Below are 15,712 nucleotides of genomic sequence, written 5' to 3'. Positions count from 1 at the left end.
CGCGGTCGCTGCGGAATGCTTTGCAAGGTGATGCATCCATGCTCGTTCAATCCTTTCGAATGACCCGGCGCGACTGGCGCGCCGGCGAACTGCGTTTTCTGCTGGTGGCGCTGATCGTCGCGGTCGCTGCGCTGTCGTCTGTCGGTTTCTTTGTCGATCGCATGCGCGCGGGATTGGCACGCGATGCGCATCAACTGCTTGGCGCCGACGTGGTCATCCGTACCGATGAGCCGATTTCCGCCGCCATGCGCGACGATGCGCGCCGCCGCGGATTGCAGCTGGCGGAAACGACGGTCTTCCCGAGCATGGCGATAGCAGGCGAGGGCGAGCAGAGCATGTCGCGTCTGGCGTCGGTCAAGGCCGTTAGCGCCGGCTATCCGCTGCGCGGCAAGGTCAAGATTACCGATCGCGTTGTGAATGATCGTGCTGCGGATGACGGCATCGCGGCCACCGACATTCCCGCCGCCGGCACGGTATGGGTGGACCATGCCATTCTCGACAGTCTGAACGTGGCAATCGGCAGCCCGATGAAGCTGGGCGACAAGACGTTCACGATTGCAAAGGTGATCGCATTCGAACCCGATCGCGGCGCCGGCTTCATGAACTTCGCGCCGCGCGTGATGCTGGGCCAGCGCGATCTGGCAGCGACCAATCTGGTTCAATTTGGCTCCCGCGTGACCTATCGCTTGCTGGTGGCTGGTGCCGACGATGCAGTCGCCGATTTCCGGAAGGCGGTGGAGCAGCGCATCGAGAAGGAAAACATCCGCGGCATGCGTGTGGAGTCGCTGGATTCCGGTCAGCCGCAGATGCGCGCGACGCTGCAACGCGCCGAGGAATTCCTGTCGCTGGTCGGCCTGTTGTCGGCGATGCTGGCGGCGGTGGCGATCGCGATGGCGGCGCGGCGTTTCATGCTGCGCCATGTGAATGCCTGCGCGATGCTGCGTTGCCTGGGCATGACGCAGAATCAGGTGACGGCGCTGTATCTGGTCGAATTCCTAATCGTCGGTCTGGTCGGCAGCATGATCGGCGCGGCGATCGGCTTCGGTGCGCACTTCGTGCTGATCGAATGGCTGGGCAATCTGGTGGCGAAGAACCTGCCGTCGGCGTCCTTCGTGCCCGCCTTGCAGGCAGTGGCGACCGGCATGTTGCTGCTGATCGGCTTTGCGATTCCGCCCATCCTGCAATTGCGCAATGTGCCGCACAACCGCGTGATCCGGCGCGAGCAGCACATGCCGCAGTCGATCACGGTGGCGACTTACGTGCTGGGGCTGGCGACCTTTATCGCGTTGCTGCTGTGGCAAGCGGGCAACGTCAAACTCGGCATGCTGACGGCTGTCGGTTTTCTCGGCGGACTGGGCGGCTTTGCCCTGATTGGCTGGCTGGCGCTGAAATCGTTGCAGTCGCTGCGCGGTGCTGCCAATCATCCGAACTGGCGCTTCGCCTTGACGGCGCTGCAGCGTCGCCCCGGTGCGACTGTGGTGCAGATCGTCGCGCTCGCATTGGGATTGATGGCCTTGCTGCTGCTGACGGTGATTCGCAGCGATCTGGTCGAAGCGTGGCGGCGCGCGACGCCGCCGGATGCGCCGAACCGTTTCGTCATCAACATTCAGCCCGACCAGAAGGCGCAGATCGAGCAGCGGCTGGCGCAGGCCGACATCCGCGACGTGCATTTGTACCCGATGATCCGCGGCCGCCTGCTGGCGATCAACGACATGGCGATTACCGGCGAATCCTTCATCGAGGATCGCGCCAAGCGCCTGGTCGATCGCGAATTCAATCTGTCGACGATGGCGGATATCCCGGAAGGCAACGAAATCGTCGCCGGCAGCTGGTACGACGACAGCAGGCCGGCAGCGTCGGTCGAGGAAGGGCTGGCAAAGACGCTGAACCTGAAGGTGGGCGACAAGCTGAAATTCGAGATCGCCGGCGAAACGGTGGAGGTGCCGATCACCAGTCTGCGCAAGCTCGAATGGGGTTCGATGCGCGTGAACTTCTTCGTCATCATCAATCCGGCAACGATGCGCGACATGCCGCAAACGTGGATCACCGCATTCCGCCTGCCGCCGGCGCAGAGCGAACTGGACAACCGACTCACGCATGATTTCCCGAACCTGACGGTGGTCGACATCGGCAGCATGGTGAGCCAGATCCAGCAGGTGATCGATCAGGTGGTGACGGCGGTGGAATTCCTGTTCCTGTTCACGCTGGCTTCCGGCATGCTGGTGCTGTATGCGGCGCTGGCCGGTTCGCAGGATGAGCGCAAGCGTGAAGCAGGATTGCTGCGCGCACTGGGCGCGACACGTACGCAATTGTCGCGTTCGCAATGGATCGAGTTCGCGCTGGTCGGCGGACTGGCCGGCTTGCTGGCGGCAGCCGGCGCAACGGCCGTCGGCTGGAGCCTAGCCCATTTCGTCTTCGATTTCGAATGGGTGTTCAGCCCTGTCGTCTGGCTGTCCGGCCTGCTGATCGGTGCCGCTTGTGCCTTCATCGGCGGCTGGTTGGGATTGCGCAACGTGCTGACGCATCCGCCGCTGCAGACGCTGCGCGAGGCATGATGCAGCCTTCGCTCAGAACGCGTAGCCGAGGCTGAAGATCAGCGCCGTGTCGGTCTTCTTCGCATCGGGTGCCGGCTCATTGTCGTAATCCAGATTGAACTGCGTGCTGAGATTGATGCCGTTGGCGACCGGGATGCGGATGCCCATGCGGTTGCGTACCAGCACGTCGCCGGTATCCTGCAGATTGGTATCGACGTTGAAGTTGTTGAAATAGACCAGCCGCTGGTTGAAGAACTTCTGCTCGTACTTGACGCCTACGCCCAGCGTGGGGAAGGAGTCGTCCGGCGCGGTGTAATAGTCTTCCCTGATGTAGTTCAGACCGACTTCGCCGGACAACCTGAGCCGATCATTGTCGTAGAACTGATGACCGTAACCGCCACCGGCGCCGCTGCGCAACCTGAGATCGGCCAGCTTGTCCTGCTCGGCTTTCAAATTCACGAACATGTAGTTGCGCGGATCGAGGAACATGTCGTACTGGCCAAGCAGGCGGCGGTTCGATGTGGTCTTCTCATCGGCCGAGCGCGCTTCGTTGAGTTCCCAGGTCAATGTATAGCGATCGTCCGGATTGCGTGCGATGAATTCGCCATTGGTATGTAATTGATCGTCATGCGAATTGCCGCGATTGAAGGCGCCGCCCAGATCGAACTTGCCGGAGTAGCGCGTGCCGTCGCTGAAGGGAGGATTGATCGCCGCGACGTCCTGCCGCGTGAGCGTCTGCGGCTGGCCGAGCGGCGTGTTGTCGACTGCAACCGTGCCGTCTGGTTCCAGCACGGCCTTGCCTTTGACCAGCGTACCGTCCTGCAATTGGAGGCGCGTGCCATCGTCGGACTCCATCCGGTTGACGTTGCCCCACGGGATTTTTACTTCGCCGAAGACGTCCGACTTGATCGTCAATACGCCATCGTTCATTTGTTTCAGTTCGCCGGTGACGCGATCGCCGTTGTTCAGCGTGATGACTGCTGCAGAGGCGGGCAGGGCGGCGAGGCAGGTGAGAAGGGACAGGACGAGTGGACGGGCGGGCAATCTGCCCCGCTTGCCGTAAGACATGGGGAAACTCCTTGAGGACGAATGATGACCACGGGGTAGAGCCGCGCCTAGCCGTCGAGTTCCCGGCGGCTGGCCGGGCATTCATTCCCGCGGAAGGCGAGAGCGACGGCATCACGGTGGAAAATTACGCATGGCCGATGCGTTATTATTGCGGGCTATGGCTACAGAAGACAAATTGACAGAAGGTAAATCCACCGACGAGCAGTCGGCCGAACAGCGACCGACGCTGTATGAACTGATCGGTGGCGAGCAGGAGTTGCGCGCGCTGGTCGACCGGTTTTACGACTTGATGGATCTGGAGCCGCAGTTCGCGGGCATACGCGCACTGCATCCGACGACGCTGGACGGTTCGCGCGACAAGCTGTTCTGGTTCCTTTCCGGCTGGGCCGGCGGACCCAATCTGTTCATCGAACGCTTCGGCCATCCGCGCCTGCGTGCGCGCCATCTGCCGTATGCGATCGGCATCAGCGAACGCGATCAATGGCTGCAATGCATGGACATGGCGATGGAAGACGTCGGCATCGTGCCTGCGCTGCAGGAATATCTGCGCAAGGCGTTTGCCGAAACCGCCGACTGGATGCGCAATATGCACGGTTAAGCTTGGCTAGGGTGCGAAATTTGCGTAGTTGACTGCGCGTCACGCCTGATTGCTCTTTTCGATTTCGCTTCCCGACGGAAGATTCCATGACACAAACGCATTTTTTCATTCTGCTGTTCGCCGCGCTGATCGTCGTCGTGCTGCAGATCGTCCTGCTGATGCGCAAGCGCGGCAACGACGCATCGCAACTGACGCAGATTCAGCAGGAACTGCAGCGCAGCCAGCAGCAGGCTGGTGAACGCATCGAGCGCGAACTGCGCGAACAGCTGCAGTCGACATCGCTGGCGACGCGGCAGGAGCTGGGCGGTAATTTCACGCAATTCCAGCAGACGCTCGCAGCGCAGCTGACCAGCGTGGCGACGCTGCAAAACAGCCAGATCGATAGTTTTGCGCAGCAATTGGCGAAGCTGAACGAAGCCAATGCGCAGCAACTGGAAGCGATGCGGCAGTCGATCGCACAGCAGGCACAGACCGGGCGCGACGAACAGGCCGTTGCGCTGAAACGCTTCGGCGATACGCTGAACCAGTCGCTGGCCGCGTTGACCGAATCGAATGCGCAACGCATGGCCGAAGTGCGCGCGACGCTGGAAGCGAAGATCAAGGATCTGCAGACCGACAACGGCACGCGCCTGGAAGAAATGCGCAAGACCGTCGACGAGAAGCTGCATGCGACGCTGGAGCAACGCTTGGGAGAATCGTTCAAGCTGGTGTCCGACCGGTTGGAAAAAGTGCATCAGGGGCTGGGCGAGATGCAGCAACTGGCGGTCGGTGTCGGCGACCTGAAGCGCGTACTGACAAACGTGAAGACGCGCGGCACCTGGGGCGAAGTGCAGCTGGAAATGCTGCTGGAACAATTGCTGACGCCGGAACAGTATGCGAAGAACGTCGAGACGATTCCGCGCAGCGGCGCACGCGTCGAATTCGCGGTCAAGCTGCCGGGCAAGGACGATGCGAACCAGCCGGTCTGGATGCCAATCGATGCGAAATTCCCGAAAGAGCAGTACGAGCGCCTGGCCGATGCCGCCGAACATGCCGACATGGATGGCGTGGCGGCAGCGGGCCGCGAACTGGAAACAGTGATTCGCAACGAGGCGAAGAAGATCGCGGAGAAATATCTGTCGCCGCCGCTGACGACAGATTTCGCCATTCTGTTCCTGCCGACCGAAGGTCTGTATGCGGAAGTAATGCGTCGCCCCGGTCTGGCGGACGAGTTGCAGCGCAATTGCCGCGTCAGCATTGCTGGTCCGTCGACGTTGTCGGCCTTGCTGAACAGTCTGCAGATGGGCTTCCGTACGCTGGCGCTGGAAAAGCGTTCGTCCGAAGTGTGGCAGGTGCTGGGCGCGGTCAAGACGGAATTCGGCAAGTTCGGCGACGTGCTGGCCGCGACCAAGACGACGCTGGAACGTGCAGCAAAAAATATCGAACAGGCCGAAACGCGCACGCGCCAGATGTCGCGCAAGCTCAAGTCCGTCGAAGCGTTGCCGAGCGACGCGGCACAGCAACTGCTGGGCGGCGCATCGCTGGATGTATCGCTCGATCCGTCGGATGACGCATGATGGGATGGATGGCCGGCGCGCCGGCAGCAATTCTTCAACCGTGATACATTCACGTCTCTGCCGAACAAACTGAGTGTTCGTTCGGCAGTGCGTTCTCGGGGCGGGGTGAAATTCCCCACCGGCGGTGATGACAGCAATGTCCAGCCCGCGAGCGTTCGATGCGATTCCGGTTTGCTTCTCTGCGAACCATTGCGTTGAAGTCAGCAGATCCGGTGTGATTCCGGAGCCGACGGTACAGTCCGGATGATAGAGAACGGAATGCCGCATTCCGCACAGCCGTCTTCGGACGCGTGCGCGTTGTCATTCCTGCTTGATCTTCACCATGCCCTGTAATTCTTTCTGCAGACAGGAGCTTTTGCATGCAATCACCCATCAATATCCAGGCGGGCGGCCGTCGTATCGCCTTCGTTCAATCCAGCTGGCACAAGGACATCGTCGACCAGTGTCGCGTCGCCTTCGTCGAGGAAATGGCACAGCGCGGCCATGCCGCCGACAGCATCGACTTCTTTGAAGTTGCCGGCGCGTTCGAGATTCCGCTGCATGCCAAGCTACTGGCAAAAAGCGGTCGTTATGCAGCTGTCGTCGCCGCCGGACTGGTGGTGGACGGTGGCGTCTATCGCCATGAGTTCGTGGCGCAGGCCGTCATCAGCGGCCTGATGCAGGTGCAGCTGGAAACGGAAGTGCCGGTCATTTCCGCCGTGCTGACGCCACATCACTTCCATTCGCATCAGGAGCATCATGGCTTCTTCCATGAGCATTTCCTGGTGAAGGGGAAAGAAGCGGCACACGCCTGTTCCGATACGATTCGGTGCGTGCAGCAATTGGCGGCAGCGCCGGACCGCATCGCTGCTTGAATCGTCGACAGCATGAAAAAGGGAGCCCGCGGGCTCCCTTTTTTATCGTGCGCTTCGTGTGAAGCGCTAGCGATTACCGCTTGGTTTCCATCTGGATCAGCGGTTCGTTCGATGCCGGCGGCAACGGTTTGCGTTCACGCGGTACGCGCGGTGCAGCGACGATTTTGGCGGCTTCTTCCTGTGCTGCACGCAGCTTGATCGGATCGGTCGATGCCAATTCCAGGCCGGCGGCGCGCAGGACTGCGTCCAGCGTGTCGGCCGTTGCCGGCGTTGTGGTCGAAGCAGTCGTTACTGCGGCACTTGCAGCCGGTGTTTCACTGACAGTTTCGGCTGCGAACAGCGTTTGCTGGCGTGCCAGTTCGGCGGCGGCAACCGGTGCGTCAATAATTTCCTTATTGGCTTCCGCTACGGTTTCTTCGACGGCTTCCGGCGAAATCGTGGCGATTTCTGGTTCGGACGCAATCGTTTCGACAGCTGCTTCGACCGGCGCCGTGGCGACGGTAGTAGCTGCTTCCTGTTGCGGTGCAGCCGCTTCGACAGCAACCGGTGCCGTTTCAACAATCGCTTCGCTGACAACGGCAGCGGCCATCGTACGTGCGTCGACATGCGGTTGTGCCGCCGGGGCTTCTGCCGCTTCGTCCAGCAGCGTGGTTTCCTGCAGGGCCGTCACGGTGTTTTCACCTTCGGCGGCGTCGGCATTTTCCGCATTCTCTGCATTTTCGACATTATCGCGATCGCGGCGATTGCGGTTGCGGCCGCCACGGCGGCGACGGCGGCGCGGCTGTTCTTCGCCGGTTGCGGCTTCCAGCGGATTGCCGTTGACGTCGAGGATGGGCGATTCGACTGCAGCATCGGCAACCGCTTCGCTTGCAGGAGCAATGATGCGTTGCTGCAGAGCCGGTTGCTCGACAGCTTCGGCGACGACCGCTTTGGCGGCTTCGGTTTCCTTGCGATCCTCGCGTGGCGGACGCGGTGCGCGCTCGCGGCGATTTTCATTGCCTTCGCGCTGTTCGCGTGCCTCGCGCGGTTCCCGTGGCGGACGAGCCGGGCGTTGCTGCTGTTGCGCTTCGGCTGCCGGAGCAGCTGCCTTGGCGGTTTCTTCGCGTTCCTCACCACGTTCGCGTCCACCGCGTCCACCGCGACGATTGCGGTTGCGGCCGCCACGTTCGCCGCGCTCAGCGCGATTACGCTGGTTCTTGTCTTCGGCAGCGGCCGGTTTTGCAACCGGTGCCGGTTGGGCAGGCGCACCCATGAACAGGTCGATCAGTTTCTGGAAGAAGCCTTTGCTTTGTACCGGTGCGGCTGTAGCTGCAGGTTTGGCGGCGCCGGCTTCCTTGCGCTCGACAATCGGCGCAGGCTGGTCTGGCGTGATGCCCTTGACGACGGCTTCCTGACGCGGCTTGGTTTCTTCCTTCTGGCGCTTGCCGTAGCTGATGTCGGTCTCTGCCTGCTCGGCCATTGCATAGCTGGCTTGCGTGTCTTCCAGGCGCGGATCGTCGTGCTTGATGCGTTCCAGCTTGTAATGCGGCGTTTCCAGGTGCTTGTTCGGGATCAGGATGACGGCGACGCGATGGCGCGTTTCGATCTTCAGAATCTCGCCGCGCTTCTCGTTCAGCAGGAAGGCAGCGACATCGACCGGCGCCTGCACATGGATGGCGGCGGAGTTTTCCTTCATTGCCTCTTCCTGGATGATGCGCAGCACCTGCAGGGCGGACGATTCGGTATCGCGGATGTGGCCGGTGCCGTTGCAGCGCGGGCAGGTCACGTGGCTGCCGTCGGACAGCGACGGACGCAGACGCTGACGCGACAGTTCCATCAGGCCGAAGCGGGAGATCTTGCCCATCTGCACGCGCGCACGGTCGAAGTGCAGCGCATCCTTCAGGCGGGTCTCGACTTCGCGCTGGTTCTTCGCGTTCTCCATGTCAATGAAGTCGATGACGATCAGGCCGCCGAGGTCGCGCAGGCGCAACTGGCGGGCGACTTCCTCGGCTGCTTCGCAGTTGGTGTTGAAGGCGGTCGTTTCGATGTCGGTACCGCGGGTGGCGCGTGCCGAGTTGACGTCGATCGAAACCAGCGCTTCGGTGTGGTCGATCACGATGGCGCCGCCGGAAGGCAGCGGCACGGTGCGTGCGTAGGCGGTTTCGATCTGGTGTTCGATCTGGAAACGCGAGAACAGCGGCACGTCGTCGCGGTAGCGTTTGACGCGATGCACCATGTCCGGCATCACATGGCTCATGAACTGCTGGGCCTGTTCGTAGATGTCGTCGGTGTCGATCAGGATTTCGCCGATGTCCGGCTGGAAATAGTCGCGGATGGCGCGGATGACCAGCGACGATTCCTGGTAGATCAGGAAAGCGCCAGGGGCTGACTTGCCGGCGCCTTCGATCGCGCGCCACAGCTGCATCAGGTAGTTCAGATCCCACTGCAGTTCATCGACATTGCGGCCGATGCCGGCAGTGCGGGCGATGACGGACATGCCTTGCGGAATGTCCAGCTTGTCCATGGTTTCGCGCAGTTCCTGGCGGTCTTCGCCTTCGACACGGCGCGACACGCCGCCGCCACGCGGATTGTTCGGCATCAGGACCAGATAGCGGCCGGCCAGCGAGATGAACGAGGTCAGGGCTGCGCCCTTGTTACCGCGTTCTTCCTTTTCGACCTGGACCATGATTTCCTGGCCTTCGCGCAGCGCATCCTTGATGGTGGCGTTGCGCACGTCCACGCCTTCCTTGAAGTAGGTGCGGGCGACTTCCTTGAACGGCAGGAAACCGTGGCGGTCTTCGCCGTAGCTGACGAAGCAGGCTTCCAGCGACGGTTCGATGCGGGTGATGACACCCTTGTAGATATTGGACTTGCGCTGTTCGCGTCCGGCGGTTTCGATGTCGATATCGATGAGTTTTTGCCCATCGACAATGGCAACACGCAGTTCTTCCTGCTGTGTTGCGTTGAAAAGCATACGCTTCATTTTTTGTGCTCCACGGCCCGCAGGCCATACGTGCCGTTGCGTTACGCAGGACGTCAGCGATGGCGGTGCTTCCGGCCTGCGGAAATCGATAGCCTCTCGCTATCGTTTTCGCAGCAACTGCGGACAAGCACGTTCTTCATCATCGACGGCGCATGCGCCATGCAACAGCGATCAGTACAGGGGTGTATGCGGGACGGGAGGACTGGGGGAGGGAAATTGCCTTGATGTGTGAGACTCAGCGCAGTGCGCTGTCGTCACAACGGGGCGCGGATGCGGAGAAGCGGTTGCCGGATGCGCACCCGATCGGCATCGGACGCTTCGAGTACATCGAGCGCAACGACGGCGTTTGGTGGGCAATTGGTTCTGACCATACTAAGTAAGGGCAATCGGCAAAACGGTTCTGCTGCATCAACCAGCAAGCTTTCCGTATTCGGCGAGCTTGCCGGACTTTTATCCTAACAATCCAGACATCCTGACCAACACTCTTGCGCGTTATCCGATTGCAACAACGGTGCAACCCTGATTCGCACAAGCGCGGTGCATACACATCTTTTCCATCAAATTTGCGAAATTGGCGAGGCCGATGGAGAGGCCCCTGTGTAGAATGTGTTTTTTATTCTTACACTGCAATGGCTTGGTAGCCATTGCGAACTGATTATATATTCAAAATGAAGGACTTAGCGAGATTTTCCGGGAAAGGGTCTGAAAAGCCTGCGCCCGCCCGGTCAGCGCAGGTCGCTTCCTCGTCTTTTGCACAGGTTCAACTGCTGACGATTTCCGAGGAGGAAGCCGGTCAGCGTATCGACAATTTCCTGCTTCGTATCTGCAAGGGTGTGCCGAAAAGCCATATTTATCGTGTGCTGCGGTCGGGCGAAGTGCGCGTCAACAAAGGGCGCATTGATCAAACCTATCGATTGGCGGAAGGCGATATGGTACGCGTTCCGCCGGTCCGTGTAGCCGAAAAGACAACGACGGGCGTGCCCGGCGCCGAATTCCATATCCTGTTTGAAGATGCGCATCTACTGGTCATCGACAAGCCGGCCGGCGTGGCCGTGCATGGCGGCTCCGGCGTCAGCTACGGCGTGATCGAGCAATTGCGGGCGGCGCGGCCGGACGCCAAATTCCTCGAGCTGGTTCATCGACTGGATCGCGAAACCTCGGGCGTGCTGTTGCTGGCGAAGAAACGTTCGGCATTGACGAATTTGCATGAGCAGATCCGCGGCGGCGAGCCGGACAAGCGTTACTGGACGCTGGTGCATGGCGACTGGAAGAATACGCGCCAGCATGTGAAGTTGCCACTGCATAAATATTCGACGCCGGACGGCGAGCGCCGCGTGCGGGTGCAGGCGGACGGCATGCCTTCGCATACGGTTTTCAATCTGGTGCGGAAATACGAAGATTTTGCGTTGCTGGAAGCGGAACTGAAGACGGGCCGTACGCACCAGATTCGCGTGCATCTGGCGTCCAGCGGTTTTCCGATCGCGGGCGACGACAAGTACGGCGATTTCGCACTCAATCGTGCCTTGCAGAAGGCAGACGGCGAACGACAGGCATTGAAGCGCATGTTTCTGCACGCGCACCAGATTACCTTTATCCATCCCGAAACCGGTCGGCAGATGACGCTGGAAGCGCCGATGCCGCCGGAATGCGCGCGTTTTCTCAAAGGTCTCAAAGAGACACGTGATTGAGCAAGGAGCAGGCGGCGTCGGCCGTCAGTGACATGGCAAGAAAGCAATTCGATTTCATCGTCTTCGACTGGGACGGCACGCTGATGGACAGCACGGCGACCATCGTCCATTGCATCCAGGCGGCCGCGCGCGATCTCGGCCTGCCGGTTCCGAACGAAAGAGCCGCGGCACACGTGATCGGGCTGAGCCTGCAGAGCGCAATGGAAGCGGCGATTCCCGATGTCGATCCCAAATACTATCCGCGCATCGTCGAGCGCTATCGTCATCACTATCTGGCGCAGGACGGCGGGCTGACGCTGTTCGACGGCGTGCACGAGATGCTGGAAGATCTGGCGAATCAGGGATATTTCCTCGGCGTGGCGACCGGCAAGAGCCGCGTCGGCCTGAATCGTGCGTTGAAGGCGGCAGAGCTGGAATCGCGTTTCGATGCGACACGCTGCGCCGATGAAACCTTCTCCAAGCCGCACCCGGCCATGCTGGAAGAACTGACGCGCGAACTGGGACAGGACATGCAGCGCACTGTGATGATCGGCGACACCACGCACGATTTGCTGTTGGCGAGCAATGCCGGCGCCGCAGGCATTGCCGTGCATTACGGCGCGCATCCGCCGGCCGATCTTCAGGCGCTACATCCACTGTTCGCCGCCAATTCTGTGGCAGAACTGCACGCGTGGCTGAATGCGCACGCCTGATAAAAGCGATGCCATGACGACGGAACGTATCGAACCGAGACGGCCGAGCCAACCGCAGCCGTAATCCGCGGCGCATTCACATTGTCGAAAAGGATATCGGGTATGCTGGCAGCCCGACGAACATGTCAGAACCGCACGCGCTTGCGCGGCGGAAAACCCATCGAGTGAGATCATGAGCAACGACAACGATCAAGGCAGGCAGATGCAGAGAAAAGACGGCTGGGAAAGGGACGTGCTGGAAAAGCTGGCCTTTGCCACATTGAAAGAACAGCGCGCACGCCGTCGCTGGAGCATCTTCTTCAAGCTGGCAACACTGGCGGTGATCGGCTTCGGTCTGTGGCTGGTGCTGGGATCGTCGGTTTCGGAAATGGAGAACGTCGGCCCGCATACGGCGCTGATCAAACTTGACGGCACGATCGAGGCCAAGGGCGCCGTCGATGCGGACGCTGTAGTGTCTGCATTGAACAAGGCGTATGAGGATCCGGGCACGGTCGGTGTCATCATGCAGATCAACAGCCCGGGCGGCAGCCCGGTGCAGGCCGGCATCATCAACGATGAAATGACGCGTCTGCGTACCAAATATCCGAAGAAGCCGTTGTATGTCGTCGTTACCGATATCTGCGCATCGGGCGGCTACTACATCGCTGCCGCTGCCGATCGTATCTACGTGAACAAGGCCAGCATCGTCGGTTCGATCGGCGTGTTGATGGACGGCTTCGGTTTCACCGGTGCGATGGAGAAGCTTGGCGTCGAACGCCGCCTGCTGACGGCCGGTGAGAACAAGGGCTTCCTCGATCCGTTCAGCCCGCAGTCCGACAAGCAGAAGTTGTATGCGCAGAACATGCTGGATGAAATTCATCAGCAGTTCATCGACGTTGTACGCAAGGGGCGTGGTACGCGCCTGAAGGAAGTGCCGGAGATTTTCTCCGGCCTCGTGTGGAGCGGCGCGAAGTCGGTGGACTTGGGATTGGCTGACGGTTTCGGTACGGTGGAAAGCGTGGCGCGTGATCAGCTGAAGTCGACGAACGTCGTCGATTACACGCAAAGGGAAGGTCTGTCGGATCGTGTTCTGCGGAAATTCGGTGCGGCTGCCGGTGCGTCTGCGGTGAAGGCACTCACCGAACAATGGATGCCGAATCTCAGGTAATGATTGACTGCAAGATGCCATCGTATTTTTTCAGTGGCACCGTGAAAATCGTCTTGCAGTTTCGGAGTGATTGACTATATTGAGATCGCGTTATCCACATCCGACGATGTGAATGCAACAACGTCAGCAATCAATGGATTGCAATCGCTCGCATTTTTACGATAACGCAGGGGTCTCATGGCCCATCCCGATGCCTTCTAGGAAGGCAGGCAAAGCGGCGATGAAACATCGCCGCTTTGCATCATCTTGCGGCGCGCCTTGAACGGCGCGCCGTTTTCATTTCTCTTTTATTCGGCCAGCAGCAGGAAGACCGTCGGCTTCTTGTGAAAGTCCGGCATGCCGCTGTTTGCCAACTGCTTCTTCCATTGAGCGGCGGATTGCGTGCATATCGTTTCCGATGGCAGTGTCAGATCGGTGGCAATGCTGATCAGTGTATCGGGGCGGCAGGCCGTAATCAGCGCTTCCAGCATGCCGGCATTGCGATACGGTGTTTCGATGAAGAACTGCGTCTGTTTTTCGGCGCGCGAGCGTTCTTCCAGTTGGCGGATGCGCTTCGTGCGGGCAGCGGTATCGATAGGCAGATATCCATTGAAGGCGAAGTTTTGTCCGCTCAGGCCGCTGGCCATCACGGCAAGCAGTAGCGATGATGGCCCGACCAGCGGTTGCACGCGAATGCCATGCGTATGTGCCAGCCGAACGAGATTGGCGCCAGGGTCGGCAACGGCGGGTACGCCGGCTTCCGAGGTCAGTCCGGCATCCTGACCGGCCAGCAGCGGTTCGAGCAAGGCGGGCAGCGCAGCAGCTTGCGTGTTGACGTCGAGTTCGACGATGCGGATTTCCTGCAGCGGTTTTGCGAGTGGAATCTGCGCGTTGACGAGCTTCAAAAAAGCGCGTGTGGTCTTGGCGTTTTCAGCAATGAAATAGTCGAGCTGCGCCGTGATGTGCTGAACATCGGCTGGAATGATATGTGCCAGCGGATCGGCGGCTTCGGCCTGCTGGCCCAGCGTATTGGGAATGAGATAGAGGGTGCCCGGCATGTCGACGGTTTTTATGTATTGAAAAATTCCACGCCGGTACGGCGCAGCATGGCAGTCAATGCGATCAGCGGCAGGCCGGTTAATGCGGTCGGATCGCTGCTGTCGATGCGTTCGATCAGTGCGATGCCCAAGCCTTCGTTCTTGGCGCTGCCGGCGCAATCGTAAGGCTGCTCGATGCGCAGATAGGCATCGAGTTCGTGATCGGGCAGGTTGCGGAACGTGACGCTGGTACGGACGTTTTCCAGTTGGTGTTGTGGCGCCCCGACGCCATCGCGGCCGTCAAACAAGCACAACGCTGTATGAAAGACAACAGTACGGCCGCGCATCTTTTGCAATTGTTGCAATGCCTTGTCATGCGTTCCTGGCTTACCGATTTGTTCGCCATCCAGCGTGGCGACTTGGTCGGAGCCGATGACCAGCGCATTCTGCACTTTGCCCGCGATTGCCGCGGCTTTCTCTTTTGCCAACCTCAGAGCGGTAGTCTCGGGGGATTCCCCCGCTTGCGGCGTTTCGTCGATATCCGGGGTCATCACGTCGAACGGGATACGCAAACGGGACAGCAGTTCGCGGCGGTAAACCGAACTGGAACCAAGGATCAGACGCGGTTGGCGGGAGGGCGAAGGCATTTTTGACGTTTATTTGAATGAGCGCTCAACAAAGACGCGCTAACGCTTTGACGAATAAGGAAAAAGCCTGTTATTATCGCAGGTTTTCCGGATTCGGCCAGCAGCCATGACCGCTTTTGCCATCGACGTTTTCGAATTCTGCCGGCTTGGCGAGCGGCGCGAGGGCGAGGTTTCGGTTGCCGACCTGTCCCGGTTGGCTGCCGAATGCATCGATAGGAATGCGTCGCTGCGCTGGACGTTGCAGGGCGATACGAACAGTTTCGGTCATCCTCAACTGACGATGACGGTCGCCGGCAAGGTACGGCTGGTCTGCCAGCGTTGTATGACGGCGCTGGAGCACGATATTGCGTCGGAACAGGTGCTGGTGCTGGCCAGAAGCGAAGAGCAGGCGGACGAAATCGAGGAGTTGCTGGACGACGAGTCGATCGACGTGATCGTCGGCACGAAGTCGATGAACATTCTGGATTTGGTGGAAGACGAGGCCTTGTTGTCGTTGCCGCTGTCGTCCAAGCATGAAGTCTGTCCGGACGGTGCAATGCAGGATGCCGCAGACAGTACGCGCAAGCCATCGCCTTTCGACGTTCTGAAGGGGCTGAAGCAGTAAGATATCGGCAGGAAGAATTTCAGCAACAGAAATGGTTGTTTTGCGCAGTGACGCAAAACGGATGTGTTAGAATTTTCAAACTTAAGGTTTAGGAGTAGTCATCATGGCAGTTCAACAGAATAAAAAGTCCCCGTCGAAGCGCGGTATGCACCGTTCGCACGACTTCCTGGTTGCTCCGCAACTGAGCACCGAGCAAACCACGGGTGAAACGCACCTGCGTCACCACATCAGCCCGAACGGCTTCTATCGTGGCCGTAAAGTCCTGAAGACCAAAAACGACGAATAATCCATTCCCGTTCAGGCGAAGAAAGCGGCGCGTTGAGTCATGACTTTGCGCCGTTTTTTC

At 59.9% G+C, this 15,712-nt stretch carries 13 protein-coding genes and 1 riboswitch; of the genes, 9 read left to right on the top strand and 4 right to left on the bottom strand.

Annotated features, from left to right (window positions below):
- The first annotated feature begins 38 nt into the window (after positions 1-38).
- Entirely contained in the window at positions 39-2,555 is a 2,517-nt protein-coding gene (locus ACO1VH_RS01815) for an ABC transporter permease (protein WP_486241985.1), read from the top strand.
- 12 nt (positions 2,556-2,567) lie between these two features.
- Here the strand turns inward: ACO1VH_RS01815 and ACO1VH_RS01810 are convergent, their stop codons facing one another.
- The gene (locus ACO1VH_RS01810) at positions 2,568-3,602 is read right to left on the bottom strand and encodes a DUF481 domain-containing protein (RefSeq protein ID WP_486241984.1); all 1,035 of its coding nucleotides are present in this window, start codon (positions 3,600-3,602) and stop codon (positions 2,568-2,570) included.
- Between the two features lie 157 nt (positions 3,603-3,759).
- Here ACO1VH_RS01810 and ACO1VH_RS01805 point away from each other — a divergent pair, with 157 nt between their 5' ends.
- From ACO1VH_RS01805 to ACO1VH_RS01795, 3 genes are all read left to right on the top strand, one after another.
- Positions 3,760-4,200, top strand: a complete 441-nt coding sequence (locus ACO1VH_RS01805) for a group II truncated hemoglobin (protein WP_486241982.1) — start codon at positions 3,760-3,762, stop codon at positions 4,198-4,200.
- Between the two features lie 86 nt (positions 4,201-4,286).
- Complete coding sequence (locus ACO1VH_RS01800) at positions 4,287-5,756, top strand: DNA recombination protein RmuC (protein WP_486241981.1); 1,470 nt, start codon at positions 4,287-4,289, stop codon at positions 5,754-5,756.
- Positions 5,757-5,843: 87 nt separating this feature from the next.
- Positions 5,844-6,015, top strand: a riboswitch (FMN riboswitch).
- 100 nt (positions 6,016-6,115) lie between these two features.
- On the top strand, positions 6,116-6,610 hold the full coding sequence (locus ACO1VH_RS01795; protein ID WP_486241979.1) for a 6,7-dimethyl-8-ribityllumazine synthase: 495 nt from the start codon (positions 6,116-6,118) through the stop codon (positions 6,608-6,610).
- A 73-nt stretch (positions 6,611-6,683) separates the two neighbouring features.
- On the opposite strand, the gene ACO1VH_RS01790 is transcribed toward ACO1VH_RS01795, so the two are convergent.
- Entirely contained in the window at positions 6,684-9,572 is a 2,889-nt protein-coding gene (locus ACO1VH_RS01790) for an Rne/Rng family ribonuclease (protein WP_486241977.1), read from the bottom strand.
- A 668-nt stretch (positions 9,573-10,240) separates the two neighbouring features.
- On the opposite strand from ACO1VH_RS01790, the gene rluC reads away from it, so the two are divergent.
- The 3 genes from rluC (at position 10,241) to ACO1VH_RS01775 (ending at position 13,099) form a co-directional block, all read left to right on the top strand.
- Positions 10,241-11,260, top strand: coding sequence for a 23S rRNA pseudouridine(955/2504/2580) synthase RluC (gene rluC, locus ACO1VH_RS01785; protein WP_486241975.1), 1,020 nt, complete (start codon positions 10,241-10,243; stop codon positions 11,258-11,260).
- 32 nt (positions 11,261-11,292) lie between these two features.
- Positions 11,293-11,952, top strand: a complete 660-nt coding sequence (locus ACO1VH_RS01780; protein ID WP_486242821.1) for an HAD-IIIA family hydrolase — start codon at positions 11,293-11,295, stop codon at positions 11,950-11,952.
- A gap of 172 nt (positions 11,953-12,124) precedes the next feature.
- Positions 12,125-13,099: a S49 family peptidase gene (locus ACO1VH_RS01775; RefSeq protein ID WP_486241973.1), complete on the top strand. Its 975-nt coding sequence runs from the start codon at positions 12,125-12,127 to the stop codon at positions 13,097-13,099.
- A 287-nt stretch (positions 13,100-13,386) separates the two neighbouring features.
- Here ACO1VH_RS01775 and ACO1VH_RS01770 read toward each other — a convergent pair whose 3' ends face one another.
- On the bottom strand, positions 13,387-14,136 hold the full coding sequence (locus ACO1VH_RS01770) for an SAM-dependent methyltransferase (protein WP_486241971.1): 750 nt from the start codon (positions 14,134-14,136) through the stop codon (positions 13,387-13,389).
- A gap of 11 nt (positions 14,137-14,147) precedes the next feature.
- Positions 14,148-14,762, bottom strand: a complete 615-nt coding sequence (locus ACO1VH_RS01765; protein WP_486241969.1) for a Maf-like protein — start codon at positions 14,760-14,762, stop codon at positions 14,148-14,150.
- A gap of 106 nt (positions 14,763-14,868) precedes the next feature.
- Here ACO1VH_RS01765 and ACO1VH_RS01760 point away from each other — a divergent pair, with 106 nt between their 5' ends.
- Together ACO1VH_RS01760 and rpmF are read left to right on the top strand one after the other, a co-directional pair.
- On the top strand, positions 14,869-15,366 hold the full coding sequence (locus tag ACO1VH_RS01760) for a YceD family protein (RefSeq protein WP_486241967.1): 498 nt from the start codon (positions 14,869-14,871) through the stop codon (positions 15,364-15,366).
- Between the two features lie 103 nt (positions 15,367-15,469).
- Complete coding sequence (rpmF, locus tag ACO1VH_RS01755; RefSeq protein ID WP_188419210.1) at positions 15,470-15,652, top strand: 50S ribosomal protein L32; 183 nt, start codon at positions 15,470-15,472, stop codon at positions 15,650-15,652.
- The last annotated feature ends 60 nt before the right edge of the window (positions 15,653-15,712 follow it).

This window comes from Oxalicibacterium sp. (assembly GCF_057353965.1).
Note: the sequence above shows the minus strand (reverse complement) of the source record. Positions and strands in the feature narration are given on the sequence as shown.

What these genes read in the sequence shown, in the direction of transcription:
- ACO1VH_RS01815 (WP_486241985.1), top strand. Translation starts at nt 39, where the DNA reads ATGCTCGTTCAATCCTTTCGAATGACCCGGCGCGACTGGCGCGCCGGC.
- ACO1VH_RS01810 (WP_486241984.1), bottom strand. Translation starts at nt 3,602, where the DNA reads ATGTCTTACGGCAAGCGGGGCAGATTGCCCGCCCGTCCACTCGTCCTG.
- ACO1VH_RS01805 (WP_486241982.1), top strand. Translation starts at nt 3,760, where the DNA reads ATGGCTACAGAAGACAAATTGACAGAAGGTAAATCCACCGACGAGCAG.
- ACO1VH_RS01800 (WP_486241981.1), top strand. Translation starts at nt 4,287, where the DNA reads ATGACACAAACGCATTTTTTCATTCTGCTGTTCGCCGCGCTGATCGTC.
- ACO1VH_RS01795 (WP_486241979.1), top strand. Translation starts at nt 6,116, where the DNA reads ATGCAATCACCCATCAATATCCAGGCGGGCGGCCGTCGTATCGCCTTC.
- ACO1VH_RS01790 (WP_486241977.1), bottom strand. Translation starts at nt 9,572, where the DNA reads ATGAAGCGTATGCTTTTCAACGCAACACAGCAGGAAGAACTGCGTGTT.
- rluC (WP_486241975.1), top strand. Translation starts at nt 10,241, where the DNA reads ATGAAGGACTTAGCGAGATTTTCCGGGAAAGGGTCTGAAAAGCCTGCG.
- ACO1VH_RS01780 (WP_486242821.1), top strand. Translation starts at nt 11,293, where the DNA reads ATGGCAAGAAAGCAATTCGATTTCATCGTCTTCGACTGGGACGGCACG.
- ACO1VH_RS01775 (WP_486241973.1), top strand. Translation starts at nt 12,125, where the DNA reads ATGAGCAACGACAACGATCAAGGCAGGCAGATGCAGAGAAAAGACGGC.
- ACO1VH_RS01770 (WP_486241971.1), bottom strand. Translation starts at nt 14,136, where the DNA reads ATGCCGGGCACCCTCTATCTCATTCCCAATACGCTGGGCCAGCAGGCC.
- ACO1VH_RS01765 (WP_486241969.1), bottom strand. Translation starts at nt 14,762, where the DNA reads ATGCCTTCGCCCTCCCGCCAACCGCGTCTGATCCTTGGTTCCAGTTCG.
- ACO1VH_RS01760 (WP_486241967.1), top strand. Translation starts at nt 14,869, where the DNA reads ATGACCGCTTTTGCCATCGACGTTTTCGAATTCTGCCGGCTTGGCGAG.
- rpmF (WP_188419210.1), top strand. Translation starts at nt 15,470, where the DNA reads ATGGCAGTTCAACAGAATAAAAAGTCCCCGTCGAAGCGCGGTATGCAC.